The 15,823-nt window shown below is 69.2% G+C and carries 13 protein-coding genes; 6 read left to right on the top strand and 7 right to left on the bottom strand.

All coding sequences use genetic code 11. The annotated features are described in order from the left end of the window. Positions 1–17: 17 nt before the first annotated feature. Positions 18–530: a TlpA family protein disulfide reductase gene (locus tag LZ199_RS03295; protein WP_253992169.1), complete on the bottom strand. Its 513-nt coding sequence runs from the start codon at positions 528–530 to the stop codon at positions 18–20. A 1-nt stretch (position 531) separates the two neighbouring features. Beyond that, positions 532–1,008, bottom strand: coding sequence for a Fur family transcriptional regulator (locus tag LZ199_RS03290; RefSeq protein WP_253992168.1), 477 nt, complete (start codon positions 1,006–1,008; stop codon positions 532–534). A 480-nt stretch (positions 1,009–1,488) separates the two neighbouring features. Here LZ199_RS03290 and LZ199_RS03285 point away from each other — a divergent pair, with 480 nt between their 5' ends. From LZ199_RS03285 to LZ199_RS03275, 3 genes are all read left to right on the top strand, one after another. Continuing rightward, positions 1,489–2,586 (top strand): hypothetical protein, encoded by a 1,098-nt coding sequence (locus tag LZ199_RS03285; protein WP_323389118.1) that lies wholly within the window; start codon positions 1,489–1,491, stop codon positions 2,584–2,586. Positions 2,587–2,600: 14 nt separating this feature from the next. Beyond that, a complete protein-coding gene (locus LZ199_RS03280) occupies positions 2,601–2,939 on the top strand; it encodes an FmdB family zinc ribbon protein (RefSeq protein WP_253992166.1) in 339 nt (112 codons plus the stop codon). 310 nt (positions 2,940–3,249) lie between these two features. Next, entirely contained in the window at positions 3,250–3,996 is a 747-nt protein-coding gene (locus LZ199_RS03275; RefSeq protein ID WP_253992165.1) for a hypothetical protein, read from the top strand. Between the two features lie 18 nt (positions 3,997–4,014). Here LZ199_RS03275 and LZ199_RS03270 read toward each other — a convergent pair whose 3' ends face one another. Both LZ199_RS03270 and LZ199_RS03265 read right to left on the bottom strand, forming a co-directional pair. Further along, positions 4,015–4,764: a PHP-associated domain-containing protein gene (locus tag LZ199_RS03270; protein ID WP_253992164.1), complete on the bottom strand. Its 750-nt coding sequence runs from the start codon at positions 4,762–4,764 to the stop codon at positions 4,015–4,017. A 62-nt stretch (positions 4,765–4,826) separates the two neighbouring features. Then, positions 4,827–5,102 carry a hypothetical protein gene (locus tag LZ199_RS03265; protein ID WP_046713894.1) on the bottom strand — a complete coding sequence of 92 codons (276 nt, stop codon included), beginning with the start codon at positions 5,100–5,102 and terminating at the stop codon, positions 4,827–4,829. Between the two features lie 225 nt (positions 5,103–5,327). Between LZ199_RS03265 and LZ199_RS03260 the strand changes: the two genes are divergently transcribed. Then, on the top strand, positions 5,328–5,540 hold the full coding sequence (locus tag LZ199_RS03260) for a hypothetical protein (protein WP_141648720.1): 213 nt from the start codon (positions 5,328–5,330) through the stop codon (positions 5,538–5,540). A 60-nt stretch (positions 5,541–5,600) separates the two neighbouring features. Here LZ199_RS03260 and LZ199_RS03255 read toward each other — a convergent pair whose 3' ends face one another. Then, positions 5,601–7,757, bottom strand: a complete 2,157-nt coding sequence (locus LZ199_RS03255; protein WP_253992163.1) for an alpha-amylase family glycosyl hydrolase — start codon at positions 7,755–7,757, stop codon at positions 5,601–5,603. Positions 7,758–7,990: 233 nt separating this feature from the next. Between LZ199_RS03255 and LZ199_RS03250 the strand changes: the two genes are divergently transcribed. Both LZ199_RS03250 and LZ199_RS03245 read left to right on the top strand, forming a co-directional pair. Then, the gene (locus tag LZ199_RS03250; protein WP_253992162.1) at positions 7,991–9,364 is read left to right on the top strand and encodes a DUF4331 domain-containing protein; all 1,374 of its coding nucleotides are present in this window, start codon (positions 7,991–7,993) and stop codon (positions 9,362–9,364) included. 11 nt (positions 9,365–9,375) lie between these two features. After that, positions 9,376–10,686, top strand: coding sequence for a tetratricopeptide repeat protein (locus tag LZ199_RS03245; protein WP_253992161.1), 1,311 nt, complete (start codon positions 9,376–9,378; stop codon positions 10,684–10,686). A gap of 19 nt (positions 10,687–10,705) precedes the next feature. Here the strand turns inward: LZ199_RS03245 and LZ199_RS03240 are convergent, their stop codons facing one another. After that, a complete protein-coding gene (locus LZ199_RS03240) occupies positions 10,706–13,318 on the bottom strand; it encodes a protein kinase domain-containing protein (protein WP_253992160.1) in 2,613 nt (870 codons plus the stop codon). 63 nt (positions 13,319–13,381) lie between these two features. Continuing rightward, the gene (locus tag LZ199_RS46605; RefSeq protein WP_323389116.1) at positions 13,382–15,820 is read right to left on the bottom strand and encodes a serine/threonine-protein kinase; all 2,439 of its coding nucleotides are present in this window, start codon (positions 15,818–15,820) and stop codon (positions 13,382–13,384) included. Positions 15,821–15,823: the final 3 nt, after the last annotated feature.

Raw genomic sequence — 15,823 nt, 5'->3', positions numbered from 1 at the left:
CCGGCGACTTCGCGCGCTCAGTCCTGCTTCAGGAGCTTCTCAATCGCCTTCGCCACGTCGTCGTGCCCTTCCACGCCCTGCCAGCCGGCCACCGCGCGGCCTCGCCGGTCCAACAGGACGGTGGTGGGCAGCCCCTTGATGGGGCCGAAGGGGCTGCGGCCCTCGATGATCCACGGAGAGGCCAGCAGCACCGGGTAGCGGGGGGCGTAGTGGTCCGCGAAGGGCTGGAGCACCTTGGCGCCCTCCAGGTCCATCCCCACGGAGACGACCTGAAACCCCTGGGCGCCGTAGTCGCGCTGGAGCGCCTCCAGCGTCGGCATCTCCGCCAGACACGGGAAGCACCACGTCGCGAAGAAGGAGACGAGGACGACCTTGCCCTGGAGCTTGCGCACGTCGTGGCGCGTGGGCCCCACCGAGGGCAGGGCCAGCGACTGGAGGAAGGCGGGCCCGGCGTCCACCGGCCGTGTGCCCCGGCACCCCGCCAGCGTCAGCAGGGCGATGCAGGCCAGGGCTCGCGCGACGGCGCCCATCTCACGCTTCCGGGTCGGGAGGAATGCCGCGCTGACAGTCCCGGCACAGGCCGTACAGCTCCATCTTGTGCGACGTCACCGCGAAGCCGTGCTTCTTGGCCACCGCGTCCTGGAGATTCTCGATGCGATCATTCTCGAACTCGATGATGGTGCCGCACCGGGTGCAGATGAGGTGATCGTGGTGATCTCTCCCCGCCGCCGCCTCGTAGCGCGTCTGGCCGTCGCCGAAGTTCCGGGCGTGGGCCAGGCCGCACTCGTTGAGCAGCTTCATGGTCCGGTACACCGTCGCGACGGAGACCTTCGCGTCCTGCGCGCGCACCTTGTTCCACAGCTCTTCGACCGACAGGTGGCCCCCCACGGCGAAGAAGGTGTCGATGATGAGGCTGCGCTGCCGCGTGCTCTTCAGGCCGTGCTGGGCCATGTAGCGGGCGAGCACCTCGTCCTTGTCCTTGATGTCTTCGTGGTCGTGGCCCTGCATGAAATCCCTCGGTAGGGGGCCGACCCTGCGCTGGCCCTCTCATCCTTGTTGTCACCGCGCCCCGAAAACGCGCGCCCCGCCCATCCCCCCAGCTCCGATCATCTTCGAAGTAAACGGTCGACGACCTCTGTTGGTCTCCGGACGCGGGGCATCTGATACCCCCCGCCTCCTCGGCCCGCAACGTCGGCGGCCGGCGTCAAGGAGCGCTCCCTCCCTTGGCCGGCCTCCGTATCATGGCTTGCAACCGCCGCTGGCTGTTTAGATTGGAGTCGGACTGGCTCATTGACACCTGTCTGGCCACGAAGATAGAGGCATCGGCCCTCGTAAACGAGCATTTTTCCGCACCTTTCCATGACCAGCCCCTGGCAGAGAAGACGACAGCCCGACGACGTCCCCACCCCTGTGGCGGTTGCCGTCTCGGATTTCTGCCGGCGCGCGAAGTCGCCGGCACCCGCTCCCGAGGTCCGTGAAGCACTCGCCTTGCTGCTCGAGGACGATGACTTCCGGGTCCGGGCCCTCACCGACGCCGAGCCGGAGACCACCCCCCTGGGGCCCTTCGCCGTCGTGGACATCCTCAAAGGGACCGCCCCCACCGTTGCCGCCCAGCGTCAGAGCTGCGGCTACTACGACGTCGCCCGCGAGCTGGCCTATGTGCGGGAGGAGAAGACCCCCAAGCCCACCCCGGCCGCGGATCCCTCCTTCGCCCTGCCCGCCGCCAAGCCCGCCGAGTCCTCCGGCAAGGCGAAGAAGGCCTCCAAAGCGGAGGAGGCGGCCACCGTCCAGGAGCGCATCGCTCCGAAGAAGCGCTCCACCCTGGTGGACGAAGAGACGACCGCGCCCTCCGAGCAGGAGCTTCAGGCGCTGGATGACGGGCCTAGCTTCCTGCGGCGCGACCTGCCCCGCCCCCGAGGCCGCTTCACCCGCGTGGAGGCCCCCCGCACGCCCTTCGTGGAGCTGACGCGCGCCGGCGGCAAGGAGCTGCTGGAGGCCTCGCTGGAGGGCTCCGAGCACCGCTTCGCCCTGCTGCGCAACATGTCCCACCGCTTCAACGGCTCCCGCGGCGACCTGACGCTCGTGGATCTGGAGACGGTGCTGAGAGATCACGGCCTGCTCGACGCGCTGAAGGAGAAGGAGCGACTCCAAGTCTTGGACGCCTACACCCAGCAGCGTGGCGCCACGGGCCGGGTGGGCTGGGCGCTGGGCGTCAGTCCGCCGGAGCTGGCGCGGCTGGTGGCCTCCGTGGGGCTGTCCGAAGATGTGGAGGCGCTGCGCGAGCGCTTCCGCCGCGAGGCGCTGGCCACCTCGCACCTGACGCACCGGTTGGATCTGCTGGGCCGTGAGAAGTACCTCGCGGACCTGGGCATCCAGCGCAAGTTCAACGAGTCGCTCCGCAAGGATTTGGAGCGGCTGCTGCGGGACGAGCTGCCCGGCGCCACGGACCTGCACGGGCTCTGTGACTCCGTGGGCCGCAAGTACGGCTCTCCCGCGGAGCTCATCTTCCGCGCCATCGAGCGCCTGGGGCTCGCGGAAGGGCTGCGCAAGCAGCTCTACCCCGGCGCTCCCCCCTCAACTCCCTGAAGAGGCACCGCACCATGCCCATCTACGAGTACGCCTGTCAGAGCTGTGGAAAAATCATCGACGTGCTGCAGAAGTTCTCCGACCCGGCGCCCGCCGCGTGCACCGCATGCGGCGCTGAAGGACCGCTGACCAAGATGCTCAGCCGCTCCAGCTTCGTCCTCAAGGGCGGCGGCTGGTACTCCGACCTGTACAGCTCCACGAAGAAGGACGGCTCCTCGTCCTCTTCCTCGAGCGCCTCGGGCTCTTCGAGCAGCGGCTCGTCGTCCTCGTCCAGCACCCCGTCGTCGACGCCCGCTGCGGCCCCGCCGAGCAGCGCCCCCGCGCCGGCCGCGGCCTCGGGCGACAAGAAGTAGTCGGACGCGGAGGGGCGGAAAATTCGCGCGGGGTCCGGGAGCGACGCAGACTCGCTCCCCGTGCCCTTCCCCCCCTCCAAGCGCCCTCCCCGCCAATGTGCTCTGTGCGGTCACCCGGAGCTCACGGACACGCGCGGGCTCGGCCGCTTCCTGTTGGTGCCGGACCCGAATGGTCGGGGGCCCGTGTGTCCGCTGCAGCGAGGCTGCCGTGGCGGCAAGCGGGAAGCCTCCGCCGCGACGACGCTGACTCAAGCCTCTCGCTGAGCTAAGCAAGGCCCTTCCCGCGCGCCCTGTCGCGGAAGGTGCCCCGATGCTCGCCCGACGCCCCGTCTCCTCGCTGTCCCTCCTCGTGCTGGCCGCGTTCGCGGTCGGCTGTGGCAACTACACCCGCATGGCGCCGGACGCCCGCGCGTCGCTCCAGCGCACGCTCACCGGCCCGGAGGCGGAGCAGTACCTGCGCGTCTCCGGCAACGTCACCCCCTTCTTCGGGGACGGCTCCAAGCGGCTGCTCACGCCCTATGCGCCGGACGACGTGCGCCTCCTGGACGACAGCAAGGGCAAGCCCATCAACCCCGGCGCCGTGGAGCGCACCCTGCCCGCGGGCACGAAGCTGCGCATCACCAAGGTGGAGTTTCCCACCGCGTGGGTGGTCGCCGAGCGCGTCCTCTACACGCCGCGCACCTGGCCGTGGGTCTACCTGGCCGAGGACGGCAAGCCGGACGCGCCGCCCCTCGTGCTGGTGCTGCCGCCCAACCTGGAGCAGCCCAACGACTTCCGCGCGGAGGTGGAGAAGTACCTCACGCCGCAGAATCCCAAGGCCCAGCTGGAGGCCCTCGCGCCGCCCGTGCGCGACGCCGTGAAGGAGAAGCGTCTGGTGGCCAACATGTCCGCGGACGCGGTGCGCATGGCCTGGGGGCCGCCGGAGCTGGTGCGGCGCACGCTGGAGGGCACCGCGAAGAACGAGGAGTGGACGTATCCGGGAGGCCGTCGCAAGGCCTTCATCTCGGATGGCCGTCTGGCTCGCGCCGAGGAGGCGGGCGCCTCCGTCCTGCCGTAGCGCCCGCGCTCTGAACGACTACCGGCGACCGCCGCCGCCACCACCGCGGCGGCGCTTGCCACCCCCGCCACCCCCACCGCCGCCCTGCTTGCGAGCCGCCTGGGCCTCGCCGGGGCGCGTGAGGCGGGGCAGCTCACCGGCCATCACCGGCCAGAACTCGCCCTTGAGCAGCTCGGCCACCAGCTGGGCCTGCGTCGTCACGGGGTTCTTGAAGAAGGTCGCGCCCCGGCCCATCTCGTCCAGGGAGCCGCGCACGTCGCTGCCACCGGTGCAGGGCAGCTTGAGCGCCTCCGCGGCCTCCACGGCCAGGTCATTGGCGGTCTGCTTCACCCGGGCGTTGTAGCCCTCCACGGCGCTCAGCACGGTGAGCGAGCGCACGAAGTCCATGGCCGGGTTGGGCGTGTCCCTGTCGAAGGGCCGCGCCGCGATGATGGCGGCGCCCATCCCCTTCACCTTGGGCAGACACTCCGCCGCGCTCCAGGGCTTCTCGCGGTTGCTGCCCCACATCTGCACGGGCTCCGGGGCCAGCTCCGGCTTCGGGAAGAAGCACAGGTATTGGCCACGGTCCGTCACCAGCTCCAGCCCGACGAACACCTTCACCTTCGACTTCGCGCCAATCTCGAACAGCTCGTCACAGCCGTCCTGGGTATTGGTCTCCGTGAAGGCCACCCCGTCCAGGCCGAACAGCGCGGCCCTTTCCAACACGGCGCGAGGGTCCAACTCGCACCCCTTGGACAGGTGGGAATGGGCGTGCAGGTCGATGAGCATGGGCGCCGCTCCCTAACAGGCTCCCCAGAGCCTGTCGAGCCCGTGGTGCCCCCCTGCGTCCCTCAGGCGAAGGCGTAGGACTGGAAGGTCCCCTGCTTGGCCTGCGTGTTCTTCTCCTCGTAGGTGCGGATGAGGTACCCCATCAGCATCAGCGAGGACGTGTTCTCCAGCACCCGGGACGGGTCCTTGGAGATGAGATTGGCGCTGTAGTTCAGGAAGAACTGCGCCAGCTCCTCCCCCGCCTCCTTGACGATGAGCGCATTCAGCGCGGTGGGCTCCATCGTCCGGATGGTGTTGATGAAATCAACCGCCAGATCCTTCTTGGTCTTCACGTCCACGGGCCTGCCCCCTTCCCCAACACGCCGCCACTCGTGGCCCCTGCCTCGAGCGCCCCCAAACGGGTGCGACTTGAGCAAACTAAGCATGCGCTTTCGCGTGCAAACCCCCGTCACGAGGCCAGCAGAAGCCTGCCCTCCAGGAAGCCGGGTTTTTGACACCTCTGAACACCCCGTGCGATAACGCCCCCTTGTCCTGTGTCGGGACCGCACAAGGAGTGGCAGGCGATGTTCACGGGCGTGAAGGTCTTCTCCGCCACCAAGGCGAAGGAGCGCGAGGAGCTGGGTGAGAACGTCACCCGTTGGATGAAGAGCAACTCGGATCTGGAGATCGTGGATCGCGTGGTGGCCCAGTCGTCCGATAACGAATTCCACTGCTACACCCTCGTGCTCTTCTACAAGCACAAGACGGCGCAGCAGCCTCCCCCGCAGCAGCCGTAGTTCGCGGGCCCGCGGTGGGAAGGGGGCGGCCCCTCCCCTTCCCTCGGCTCCGCGGGAGCACTACTCGGCGGCGGGCACGTACACGGCGACGCTGCGCGGCGGGATCACCATCGTGGTCTCCGTCCCGGCGAGCTGGAGCGTGCGGCCACTGAAGACGTCCGCGTAGGTGGCGCTGCTCGCCGCCAGGCTGCCCAGGGGCTCCACCACCAGCGGACGCTCCACGTCGCTCCGGTTGATGGCGATGATCGCCCCCTGCCCGTCCGGCAGCGAGCGCTGGAAGACGTACAAGTCCCTCTCGATTCGCAGCGTGTGCCGGGCTCCCGTCTGGAGCGCGGGATGGGCGAGGCGCGCCTGCCCCAGCTTCTGGACGACGGTGAGCAGCTCCGCCTCCAGCGGGGTGAGCGTGGAGCCGAAGCGCATCAGCCGGCGGTTGTCGGGGTCTCCCGCGCCCGGCAGGCCCACCTCGTCCCCGTAATAGACGAGCGGCACGCCCGGCTGGGTGAGCACGAAGGTGAAGGCGAACTTCGCCTTCTCGAAGGCCGCCGCGTCCGTCACCGTGGCCGAGGGACGTGAGCTGCTCCAGGGGTCTCCCCCCTCCCCGTCCAGCTGCTTCGCGGCCTGGGAGATGAAGCGCGCCACGTCGTGGTTGCCGATGAAGGGCGAGTTGATGGTGCCCGGCGCGTAGAAGACCTCGTTCTCCCGCACCGCCTGGTCCACGCGCTCCAGGCCCTGGCCATCCGCGAACGCCTCGCGCACGGGCCAGTACAGGGGGAAGTCGAACTGGCCATCCAGCTCGCGCGGGCTGATGTAGCGGGCGATCTGCGAGCGGCCGTCCGCGCCGACGAAGGTCTCCCCCACCAGATAGAACTCGGTGCCCGTCATCGCGGTGATGTCCCGCAGACGTCCGCGCAGGGTGCGGCCCGCCACCTGGTCCATGTGCTTCACGGCGTCCATGCGGAAGCCGTCGAAGTCCGCCGCCTCCAGCCACCACAGCGTGTCGTCGATGAAGCGGTCCACCATGTTCGACGACCGCCAGTTGAAGTCCGGCAGGTAGTCGGTGAACTTGCACGTCAGCCGCTTCTCTTCCCAGTCACAGTCCTGGGTGCCGCACACGCAGCTGGCGGAGGTGTTGAACCAGTCGTCGTTGCGGTGGTTGACCCAGTACGGGTGCTCCTGGTGGACGTGGTTGAGCACCAGGTCGGCGATGACGCGGATGCCCTTGGCGTGGGCCGCGGCGGTGAGGGCGCGCAGCTCCTCAATCGAACCGAAGCGGTGCTGCGTCGTGCGCGGCTGCGAGGGCCAGTAGCCGTGATAGCCGGCGTAGTACTTGCCGCCCGTGCCGATGAAGCGCCCCTCGGGGTTCTGGTCCACCGGGGAGATCCACAGGGTGCGCACGCCGAGCGCGTCGAAGTAGCCGTCTTCAATCTTCTGGGTGATGCCGGCGAAGTCGCCGCCCTGGTAGTTGGCGATGGGGTCCACGTCCGCCACGGCGCCGTCGTTCTCCGAGCGCGCGTTGAGGAAGCGGTCCGTGAAGGCGAAGTACATCAGCCCCGACTCCCACCGGAACTTCTGGGGCTCCACCCAGAACGGCAGGTAGAGCGGCTGCGCCGCGCGGCCGGACGCGTCCATGGCCACCACCTTCACGTGGTGCTTGCCCTGGGGCAGTCCCTCCACCTGCAACCTCAGGCGCCCCGTCTTCGCGTCGAAGGCGCCCTGCCTGACTTCTCCGTCCAGCGACAGCGTCACCTTGTCGGTGTCCGGCCCCACTTCGTCCGTCCCGTCGACGTACGCCACGTCGACGTCCAGCGTGCCCTCGGGCGTCGCCACGAAGCGCCGCAGCTCCAGCACCGGCTGCCGGCAGTCCGGCACCGTCAGGCGCGAGTACTCCTCCGTGCGCACCCAGCGGGAGTATGGATTCTGGGGATCCATCAACTCCTGCTTGCCCACGACGAAGCGGTAGCCGTAGTCGCGCGGCTCCAGGCCCTCCAGGCGCGCGGTGAACACGCCGTCACCCCGGTCCGCCATGGGCAGGGAGGCGGCGGCGAAGCCATTCCATTCGCCGGTGACGGACACCGTGCCCTGGAGCGACTGCTGTGGCGCGTACGTCAGCGTCACCTCGCAGGTCCGGACGGGAATGGAGTCCTCGGAGTCACCGCAGGCCGCGGAGAGGAGCAACACCGGAAGCGCGAGCGAACGGACGATGCGGGAGTGCGTCATGCGGCTGCCTTTCTACGGGAGGCCCCCTCCCTTTTCCAACCCCCCAGGCTCCACCTTTTTGACTCACTGCATCACGGCTGGTGTTGACCCCCATTGGACACTGGAGGGCGACTCGCACTTTGGGACAGGAGCCACGGGCCCGACCTGCTGGGTACTCAGGGCTCCCCCAGGCGACCGAGCCCGCAGTCTCGTCCCGCACCCGCGCTCGCGATTCCCCCCTCACAGGAAAACGCATGAGAGCTTCCCTTCCAGCGTGGCGTCTCCTCGCGGTACCGCTGTTCCTCGCAGCCAGCGTCGCGGTGGCCTCCAGCCATCGGGAGGCCCCGCTCATCAGCAACGACCCGGCGGCGGACGGGACGGACCTCTACGCCTGGAAACAGGGCGGCAACCTGGTGCTGGTGGCGAACTACTACCCCATCGGCATTCCGTACGGCGGCCCCAACTACTACCTGTTCGACGACAACGTCCTCTACGAAATCCAGATCGACCAGTCGGGCGACGGCGCTCCGGACGTGCGCTACCAGTTCCGCTTCCGCACGCAGATTCGCCCCAGCCCCCTGCCCTCCGTGGGCGCGGTGGCCGGCTATGACGCCTTCAAGGACTCCTTCCTGTACGCCTTCGCGGGCGTGAAGACGGCCACGGCGCCGGAGATCCTCCGCTACCAGACGTACACGTTGACGAAGGTGGTGGGCGGCTCGCAGCAGGTCATCGTCCGGGACGCGCCGGTGGCGCCCAACAACGTGGGACGGCTGACGACGCCGGCCTATCCGCAGACGGCGGGGGCCTCCACGCTGGACCCCATCACCCAGAGCGCCATCCAGACGGGCCTGGGCAGCGCGGCCAAGTACAAAATCTTTGCGGGCCCTCGGGATGACCCGTTCTTCGTCAACCTCTCGAAGACGTTCGACTTCCTCAACTATGACGGCAAGCCGAACCGCGATGACCTGGCGGGGCTGAACGTGCTGTCCATGGTCATCGAGCTGCCGCTGACGGAGTTCAGCTCCCCGCACCTGGGCATCTGGACCACGTCCAGCCGGCCCAAAGTCACGACGCGCCGAGCGGATGGCAGCGTGGACACGAGCGGCGCCTGGGTGCAGGTGTCCCGGCTGGGCAACCCCCTGGTGAACGAGGTGGTCGTCCCCATGAAGTTCAAGGACTTCTTCAACGCCTCCAAGCCGCAGAACGACCTGGCCACGCCCGCCATCGTCGCCATCGTCACCAACCCGGAGCTGCCCCAGCTCCTCCAGGCCAAGGGCTTCATCCCCCTGGCCCCGCCCGCGCCGCGCACCGACCTGGCGACCATCTTCACCCGCAACACCCAGGGCAAGCCCACCGGCGAGATGCTGCACATCAACACCGGCACGGACTCCTCGTTCCCCAACGGCCGGCTGCTCACGGATGACGTGACGGACGTGGCGCTCAGGGCGGTGGGCGGCGCCTTCTTCACGACGTTCGCGGACGGCGGACCCGCTCTCCTGCCGGACGGAGGTGGCACCTTCGCTGCCGCGGCCAGCGGGCTCAGTGATGGCGTGACGGCCAACGACAAGGCGTTCCTCACCACCTTCCCGTATCTGGCGCCTCCCCACTCCGGCGACCCGACTCCCTGAGCCTTCGCGCCATGGCCTCTCGACAACTGCTCGCCCTTGGCGTCGCGGTGGTGGCGATCTCCGCGGGTGGCCTCACCCGGTGGTGGGTGGCTCCCGCGCGCCCGGACGCGTCGGACTCACGGGCTCGGGAATCCACGCTGGAGCGACTGGCGCGGATGGAGCGGGAGGCCCCGCCGGACGATGCTCCGGCGCAGGCCCGCCTCGCCACGGAGTGGATGCGAGAGGGGCTGCGCTCGGCGGATGCCCGGCACCTGATGCATGCGCGCGTCGCGGCCCGGCGCGCGTTGCTGGTGGACCCCGAGCGTGTGGATGCGCTCAAGGTGGAGCTGCTGCTGCTCCACCACGACCACCAGTTCAAGGACCTCCGCGACGCCGCGCTGCGGTTGACGGAGCAGTACCCGCACGACGCCTTCTTCCAGGGACTGCTCGGAGACGCCGAGCTGGAGCTGGGGCGCTACGACGAGGGCGAGGCGGCCTATGCGCGGATGATGGACCTGAAGCCCTCGCATGCCACGTACAGCCGCGTGGGGTACCTGCGTCTCTTGCGAGGAGACGTGGACGGGGCCATCTCCGTGCTCAAGCTCGCGGCGACGTCGGCGGACCCTCGCGATGGAGACACGGTGGCCCGGGCGCTGTGTGAGCTGGGCGATGCGTACCTCGCGAAGGGCGAACCGGACACGGCCTTCGAGTACTTCACCGTCGCGCTCACCCATGCACCGGACCTGGACCGGGCCCACGCGGGACGCGGCCATGTCCTGCGCGCCCGAGGCCAGGCCGACGCGGCGGCCGAGGCCTATCGGACGGCGATGACGGCGCGGCCTCAGGCGGGGCACCGTGCCTTCCTGGCGGATGCGCTCAGGGCGGCGGGACGTGAGCAGGCGGCCCAGTCGCAATACGTCCTGGCGCTCCAGGACGCGGCCCAGGATGGCCGCGAGCAGGCGCGACTGCTGCTGGACCTCGGCCGGGACGTGGCCCAGGCGGAGGCGCTCGCCCGACGTGAGCTGACACGCAGGCAGGACGTCTTCACACAGGCGGTGCTGGCCTATGCGCTCGTCAGCGCGGGCAAGGTGGACGAGGCACGGCCCCTGATGCAATCCGCGCTGAGCCTGGGGACGCGCGACGCGAGGTTGGAGTACGTCGCGGGCCTCGTCGCCTCGGCGAGTGGCGGGCGGGATGGCGCCCGGCTTCATCTGGAAGCGGCGCTGCGGGGATTCCCACCGCTTCCGCCGAGACAGGTGGAGCGCGCCCGGGAGCTGCTCGGGGCGATGGCACCTTCCTCGGAGAATGTCAGCGCTCAGGCCCGGGGCCAGCGCGTGGAGTGAGCCGTGGCTTGCCCGCGACCTACGGCTGCGCGGTCGTGCCCCGCATGGACTCGTACTCCTCCATGACCTTGATCACCTTGCTCGCCTGAGGATGGGACGACGGAGCCAGGTCGAGGAAGAGGCGATAGTGCTTCGCGCCCTCCTCCATTCGCCCGAGCTTGGCCGCCACCGAGCCCAGGAACAGGTGGCACTCGAAGTTCTCCGGCTCCATCGCGACACACTCGCGCGCGCGCGTCCTCGCGGCGTCGTACTGCTTCGCCTTGAACAGGTTCTTCGCCTGCAGGAGCGCCAGCTCACCCCGGCTCGCCTCGGGCGGTTCGTCCGGCTCCACCACCAGGTCCGGCTGTCGAGGCGGCGGCTTGCCGGCCGTCACCTTGGCGGGAACCGTCGTCGGCTCCGAGCCCGCGGTGTGGGTCCCCGCATCGGTGGGCGCCTCGGCGGCCTGCGCGGTCGCTGCGTTCGCGGCCTCCTCGCGCTCCCTCTTGTCTCGGTCCTCCCGCGCCTGCGCCGTTTCGATGCGGACCGCCACCGCGCCCTCGTTGTCGGACGGGTCGTCGTCGATGAAGCCGCAGTAGAGCCCATGGATGCCGCTGATCTTCATGTCCTCCCCGCGAGACAGCAGGAAGCGCTGTGCCCGGGCCGGAGGCGTGCTCGGACCATCCCGCTCCACGGAGACCTGCTGCACGCACGCCACCGTCACCACCGGGCCTTGGAGCCGGCCTCGGGTGAAGGCGCCTCCCTCCACCGGCTCCAGCGTCAGCGTGTAGACCTCCATGGGGTTCAGCCCGTCGACGAAGAGACTCCGGCTCAGGTCGGTGGTCATCCACTCCAGATGAATGGTGTGACGGCGCTCCTCGTTCGTCCGGGTGTTCAGCACCGTGACGATGCGCTCGGGCAGGTCGTCCTGCGGCGTGGGCGCGCCCACCGTGAAGAAACTCACCGCCGAGGCCCCTCGGAACGGCTCCGGCTTGCGCGTCACCAGCCCCACCGCCGCGTCCGCCGCGACATCCTTCCCCGACAACAGGAAGAAGATGCTCGGCATGGGCTTGCCGCGGTCCGCCGGAGACAGGACGCCTGACTCGGAGATGCGGTACGTCACCTGCGGGTCCAGCGTCCCCAGCGCCGCGCGCCCGGAGGACACGCCAAAGAGGTGCTTGCGCGCGTCCAGCCGGAACGAGTCGAGCGGCAGGTGCACCGACTCCATCTCCACGGAGGGCTTGCTCGGGTTCGTCCCCTGCACGGGTTGTTGGGCTGGAGGCCCGTTCGGCGCCCGGCGGTCGGAGGCTTCCTTGATCTGCTGCGTGGACGGCGGCGGCCGAGGCGGCGGCACGGTGGCCTTCGGCTCGGGAGGAATCCAGTCCGCCTTGAGCTTGTCGAAGGAGGACCAGAACAGGCCCGCGAGCATCAGCAGCACCACGGCCACCACGACGTGGTGCGTGGAGATGCGGAAGCCGTTCTCGAAGAAGCCTCCCCGGTCCGGAGAGTTGCCGTCCTCGTCCTCGTCGCCCTCCAGTGCCGCGCCCTCTCCGCCGTCCGGCAGGTCCCCCGGCTCGCTCTCCAGGGTCTGCGGCTCCGTGCGCAGCTCCGGCGTGGACAGCTCCGTCGGCTTGGGCAGCAGGCTCGTGGTGGCGCGCCAGACGGACAGCTCCTCCACGAACGACGGCGGCACCTTGGTGTCCTTGCCCAGCTCCGTCAGGTCGGGACGGAACAGCTCCCGCAGGAGATAGGCGGCGGACATCGCGGAGAAGCGCGGCGCCGCCTTGAAGAGGAAGCCCGCCAGCGCGTCCCCGAAGGCATGGGCGGACTCGAAGCGGTCCTCCTTCCTCACCGCGAGCGCCTTCTGGAGGATGGCTTCCAGCCGCACCGGCAGGTCCGGCTTGATGTCGCGCGGACGCGGCAGCGGCTGACGCGTGTGCAGCTTGTGCATCACCACGTACTCCGGCCCCTCCAACGGGAGCCGGCCGCACACCATCTCGAACAGCACCACCGCCGTGGACCAGACGTCCGTGCGCGCGTCCACCTCCTCGCCCCGCGCCTGCTCCGGAGAGAAGAACAGGTACTTGCCCTTCACCACGCCTGGCGCGGTGTCGAAGCTGCGCAGCGAGCGTGCCTTGGCGATGCCGAAGTCGACGATCTTGACCTGGCCCTCGTAGCTGACGAGCACGTTGTCCGGAGAGATATCGCGGTGGACGATGTGCAGGGGCTCGCCCTTGTCGTCCGTGCGCGTGTGCGCGTAGTGCAGCCCCCGGCACATCTCCAGCGCGATGTACGTGGCGATGGGGACCGGGAGGCTGGCGAAGTTGGAGCGCAGCGCCCGCTTCATGATGCGATTGAGCGGCTGGCCGTCCACGTACTCCATGGCCAGGAAGTAATCGCCGTCCATCTCCCCGAAGTCGAAGACCTGCGCGATGGCCCCATGGGACAGCGAGGCGGAGATGCGCGCCTCGCTGATGAACATGGCGACGAAGGCCTCGTCGTTGGAGAACTCCGGCAACACCTTCTTGATGAGGACCGGCTTGGTGACGCCCGCGGCCCCCAACAGCTGGGCTCGCCACGTCTCCGCCATGCCCCCCCGGCCGATTCGGGACTGGAGCTCGTACCGGCCAAACCGTGCGTGCTGCTCATTCGCCATTGCGGCGTAGGGTATCGCGGGGGATTCCGATCAAAAAGGGGGCACCTTGAATGCGGGACTCGCTTACTTCCGTTTCTCCGAAGTCGGAGGCGGCGGGCGAAGGAGAGGCCCTGTCAGGGTTTGACCTTGCTTCCGGAGGAGCCCTATCACCCGGGCGACCTGGGGGTGCTTCGGGTGCTGCTGGACGAAGGCCCGATAGAACTCCGCGGAGTCCTCCATCCGCCCCAGCCGCGCCTGCATGTCCCCGGCGATGAGCAGGCAGTCCGGCTGCTCCCGCTCCTTGTCATTGGAGATGCAGTCCTTGGCGACCAGGTAGGCATCATCCACCCGCCCCGCACGGGCCAGGCGCTGCGCCTGGATGGCCAGCCGCTTCGCTTCCGCGGCCTTCCTGGCGCTCGCGGAGCCCTGCCCCTTGGAGGACTTGGGGTCCCAGGGGGTGATGCGCACGTCGGCCTCGCCCTCGTTGTCGGAGGCGTCGTCGTCGACGAAACCGCAGCTCAGCCCCTGGATGCCCCGGACCTTCACCTCTCGTGACTCGGACAGGAAGAACTGCACGGGCTGCACGCGGGAGGTGGCGCCCTCCGCGACGGAGGGGCCCGAAGGCCATTCGAGACAGGCCACCTGGGTTGCCGGCGCCTGGGCCCTCCCCCGAAGGAAGACGCCGTCTCCCACGGGTGTCAGCGACACGACATAGGTCTGACGGACATCCAGCCCCCGAATCAGCAGCCCGCTGTCGGCGGAGACGCGCATGGGCTCCGGATGAAAGGTGAAGCGCAGCTCCTCGCTGGCCTTGGAGTCCCGGAGGAACACGGCCTGCGACGCGAGGTCCTCCTCGACAGGCTCCCCGAGCGTGAACAGGGAGATGGCCCGGATGCCCGTGAGCGGGAGGGGCCGTCGCGGGACAATCCCCTCGCGCTGCTCGGACGGCACTGCCTCGCCGGCGAGCAGGAAGAAGATGCGCGGATCTCGACGCGGCGACGGCTCCAGGATGGAGGAACTCCCCAGCCCATCCGAGGGATTCGCCATCCAGAACTGGTAGGTGGCGGCCTCGTCCAAGCGGGGGAAGGCGACCAGCGACGTCGGCACTCGCAGCACCTGTCGTCGCGAGTCCAGACGGAAGACCGTCGCGTCGGGGTAGCTGCCGGCAGTCCCAGAGGTGTCCGGGCTCGCCTCATCGGCGGTGCCCTTCGCCCGCCCGCCCGCGCCGGGCCACTCCGAAACGCCCCCTGTGTCAGGCCCGAGCGTCCTTGGCCCGGGGGGCGCGGTCCCGGACTCGTCGGTGCCGGTCAGCAAGGGAATGGCCAGCGCGGTCAGCAGCGCGAGCCCGCCACCGATGATCACCCCCCAGGGAATCGGCCCGGAGGACAGCTCTTCGAGGGTGGGCGCGGAAGGCCTTGCGTTGGCGTCGTGCACTCCCCGGCCCGACAGCGGCTCCGTGGGCACGTCCGCCAGTCCGAACGAAGGGGGCTTCGGCGGGAGGAGCGGCGCGGAGGCTTCGGAGCCTCGCCAGGCGGTCAGCTCCTCGATGAAGGTCGGGGGGACCACGAGCTCCCGCCCCTGGTGGCGCAGATCCTCCCGGTACAGCTCCCGGAGGAGATACGCCAGGTTCGGGGTCGAGAAGCGCGGCGCGATGCGGTGGAGGAACGAAGCCAGCTCATCGCCAAAGGCGTTCGACGACTCATAGCGAAGCGAGGCCTCCACGGAGAGCGCTCGCATCACAATCTCATTGAGCGCGGAGGGCAGGTCCTTTCGCACCTCGCGCGGCGATGGGAACTCCCCGTGGGCCATCCGCGACATGACGGCGGCCTCCGTGCCGGTGACGGGGTGCTGGCCGCACAGCATCTCGTACAGCACCAGTCCGGTGGCCCAGACATCCGTGCGCGCGTCCACCGTGCGGCCCCGGGCCTGCTCTGGAGAGAAGTACAGGAACTTCCCTTTCACGATGCCCGGCTCGGTGTCGAAGCTGCGCAACATGCGCGCCTTGGCGATGCCGAAGTCGACGATCTTGACCTGGCCCTCGTAGCTGATGAGGACGTTGTCGGGGGAGATGTCCCGGTGGACGATGTCCAGGGGGACGCCCTTCTCGTCCGTCCTCGAGTGCGCGTAGTGCAACCCCCGGCACATCTCCAGCGCGATGTAGACGGCCAGGGGAATGGGCATCTGCTTGAGCCCGGTCTTCGCCGCCCGCTTCAGGACGCGGTGGAGCGGCTGTCCATCCACCAGCTCCATGGCCAGGAAGTACTGACCATCCATCCTCCCGAAGTCGAAGACCTGGGCGATGTTGCCGTGGGACAGCGTGGCGGAGATGCGCGCCTCGCTGATGAACATCTCGATGAAGGCCGTGTCGTTCGCGAACTCCGGCAACACCTTCTTGATGAGGACGGGTTTGGTGACGCCCGCGGCGCCCAGCAACTGGGCCCGCCACGTCTCCGCCATTCCTCCCTGGCCAAGGCGAGACTGCAGCGCGTACCGGCCAAACTGTTCGGGCTGCTCTTCCGCCATGGG

This window comes from Myxococcus qinghaiensis, from assembly GCF_024198215.1.
Taxonomy (GTDB): Bacteria; Myxococcota; Myxococcia; order Myxococcales; family Myxococcaceae; genus Myxococcus; species Myxococcus qinghaiensis.
The sequence above is the reverse complement of the archived record's forward strand: the minus strand, read 5'-3'. Positions and strand labels throughout refer to the sequence as shown.

Coding starts and splice junctions, on each gene's coding strand:
- LZ199_RS03295 (WP_253992169.1), bottom strand. CDS start 530: ATGGGCGCCGTCGCGCGAGCCCTGGCCTGCATCGCCCTGCTGACGCTG.
- LZ199_RS03290 (WP_253992168.1), bottom strand. CDS start 1,008: ATGCAGGGCCACGACCACGAAGACATCAAGGACAAGGACGAGGTGCTC.
- LZ199_RS03280 (WP_253992166.1), top strand. CDS start 2,601: ATGCCCATCTACGAGTACGCCTGTCAGAGCTGTGGAAAAATCATCGAC.
- LZ199_RS03275 (WP_253992165.1), top strand. CDS start 3,250: ATGCTCGCCCGACGCCCCGTCTCCTCGCTGTCCCTCCTCGTGCTGGCC.
- LZ199_RS03270 (WP_253992164.1), bottom strand. CDS start 4,764: ATGCTCATCGACCTGCACGCCCATTCCCACCTGTCCAAGGGGTGCGAG.
- LZ199_RS03260 (WP_141648720.1), top strand. CDS start 5,328: ATGTTCACGGGCGTGAAGGTCTTCTCCGCCACCAAGGCGAAGGAGCGC.
- LZ199_RS03255 (WP_253992163.1), bottom strand. CDS start 7,757: ATGACGCACTCCCGCATCGTCCGTTCGCTCGCGCTTCCGGTGTTGCTC.
- LZ199_RS03250 (WP_253992162.1), top strand. CDS start 7,991: ATGAGAGCTTCCCTTCCAGCGTGGCGTCTCCTCGCGGTACCGCTGTTC.
- LZ199_RS03245 (WP_253992161.1), top strand. CDS start 9,376: ATGGCCTCTCGACAACTGCTCGCCCTTGGCGTCGCGGTGGTGGCGATC.
- LZ199_RS03240 (WP_253992160.1), bottom strand. CDS start 13,318: ATGGCGAATGAGCAGCACGCACGGTTTGGCCGGTACGAGCTCCAGTCC.
- LZ199_RS46605 (WP_323389116.1), bottom strand. CDS start 15,820: ATGGCGGAAGAGCAGCCCGAACAGTTTGGCCGGTACGCGCTGCAGTCT.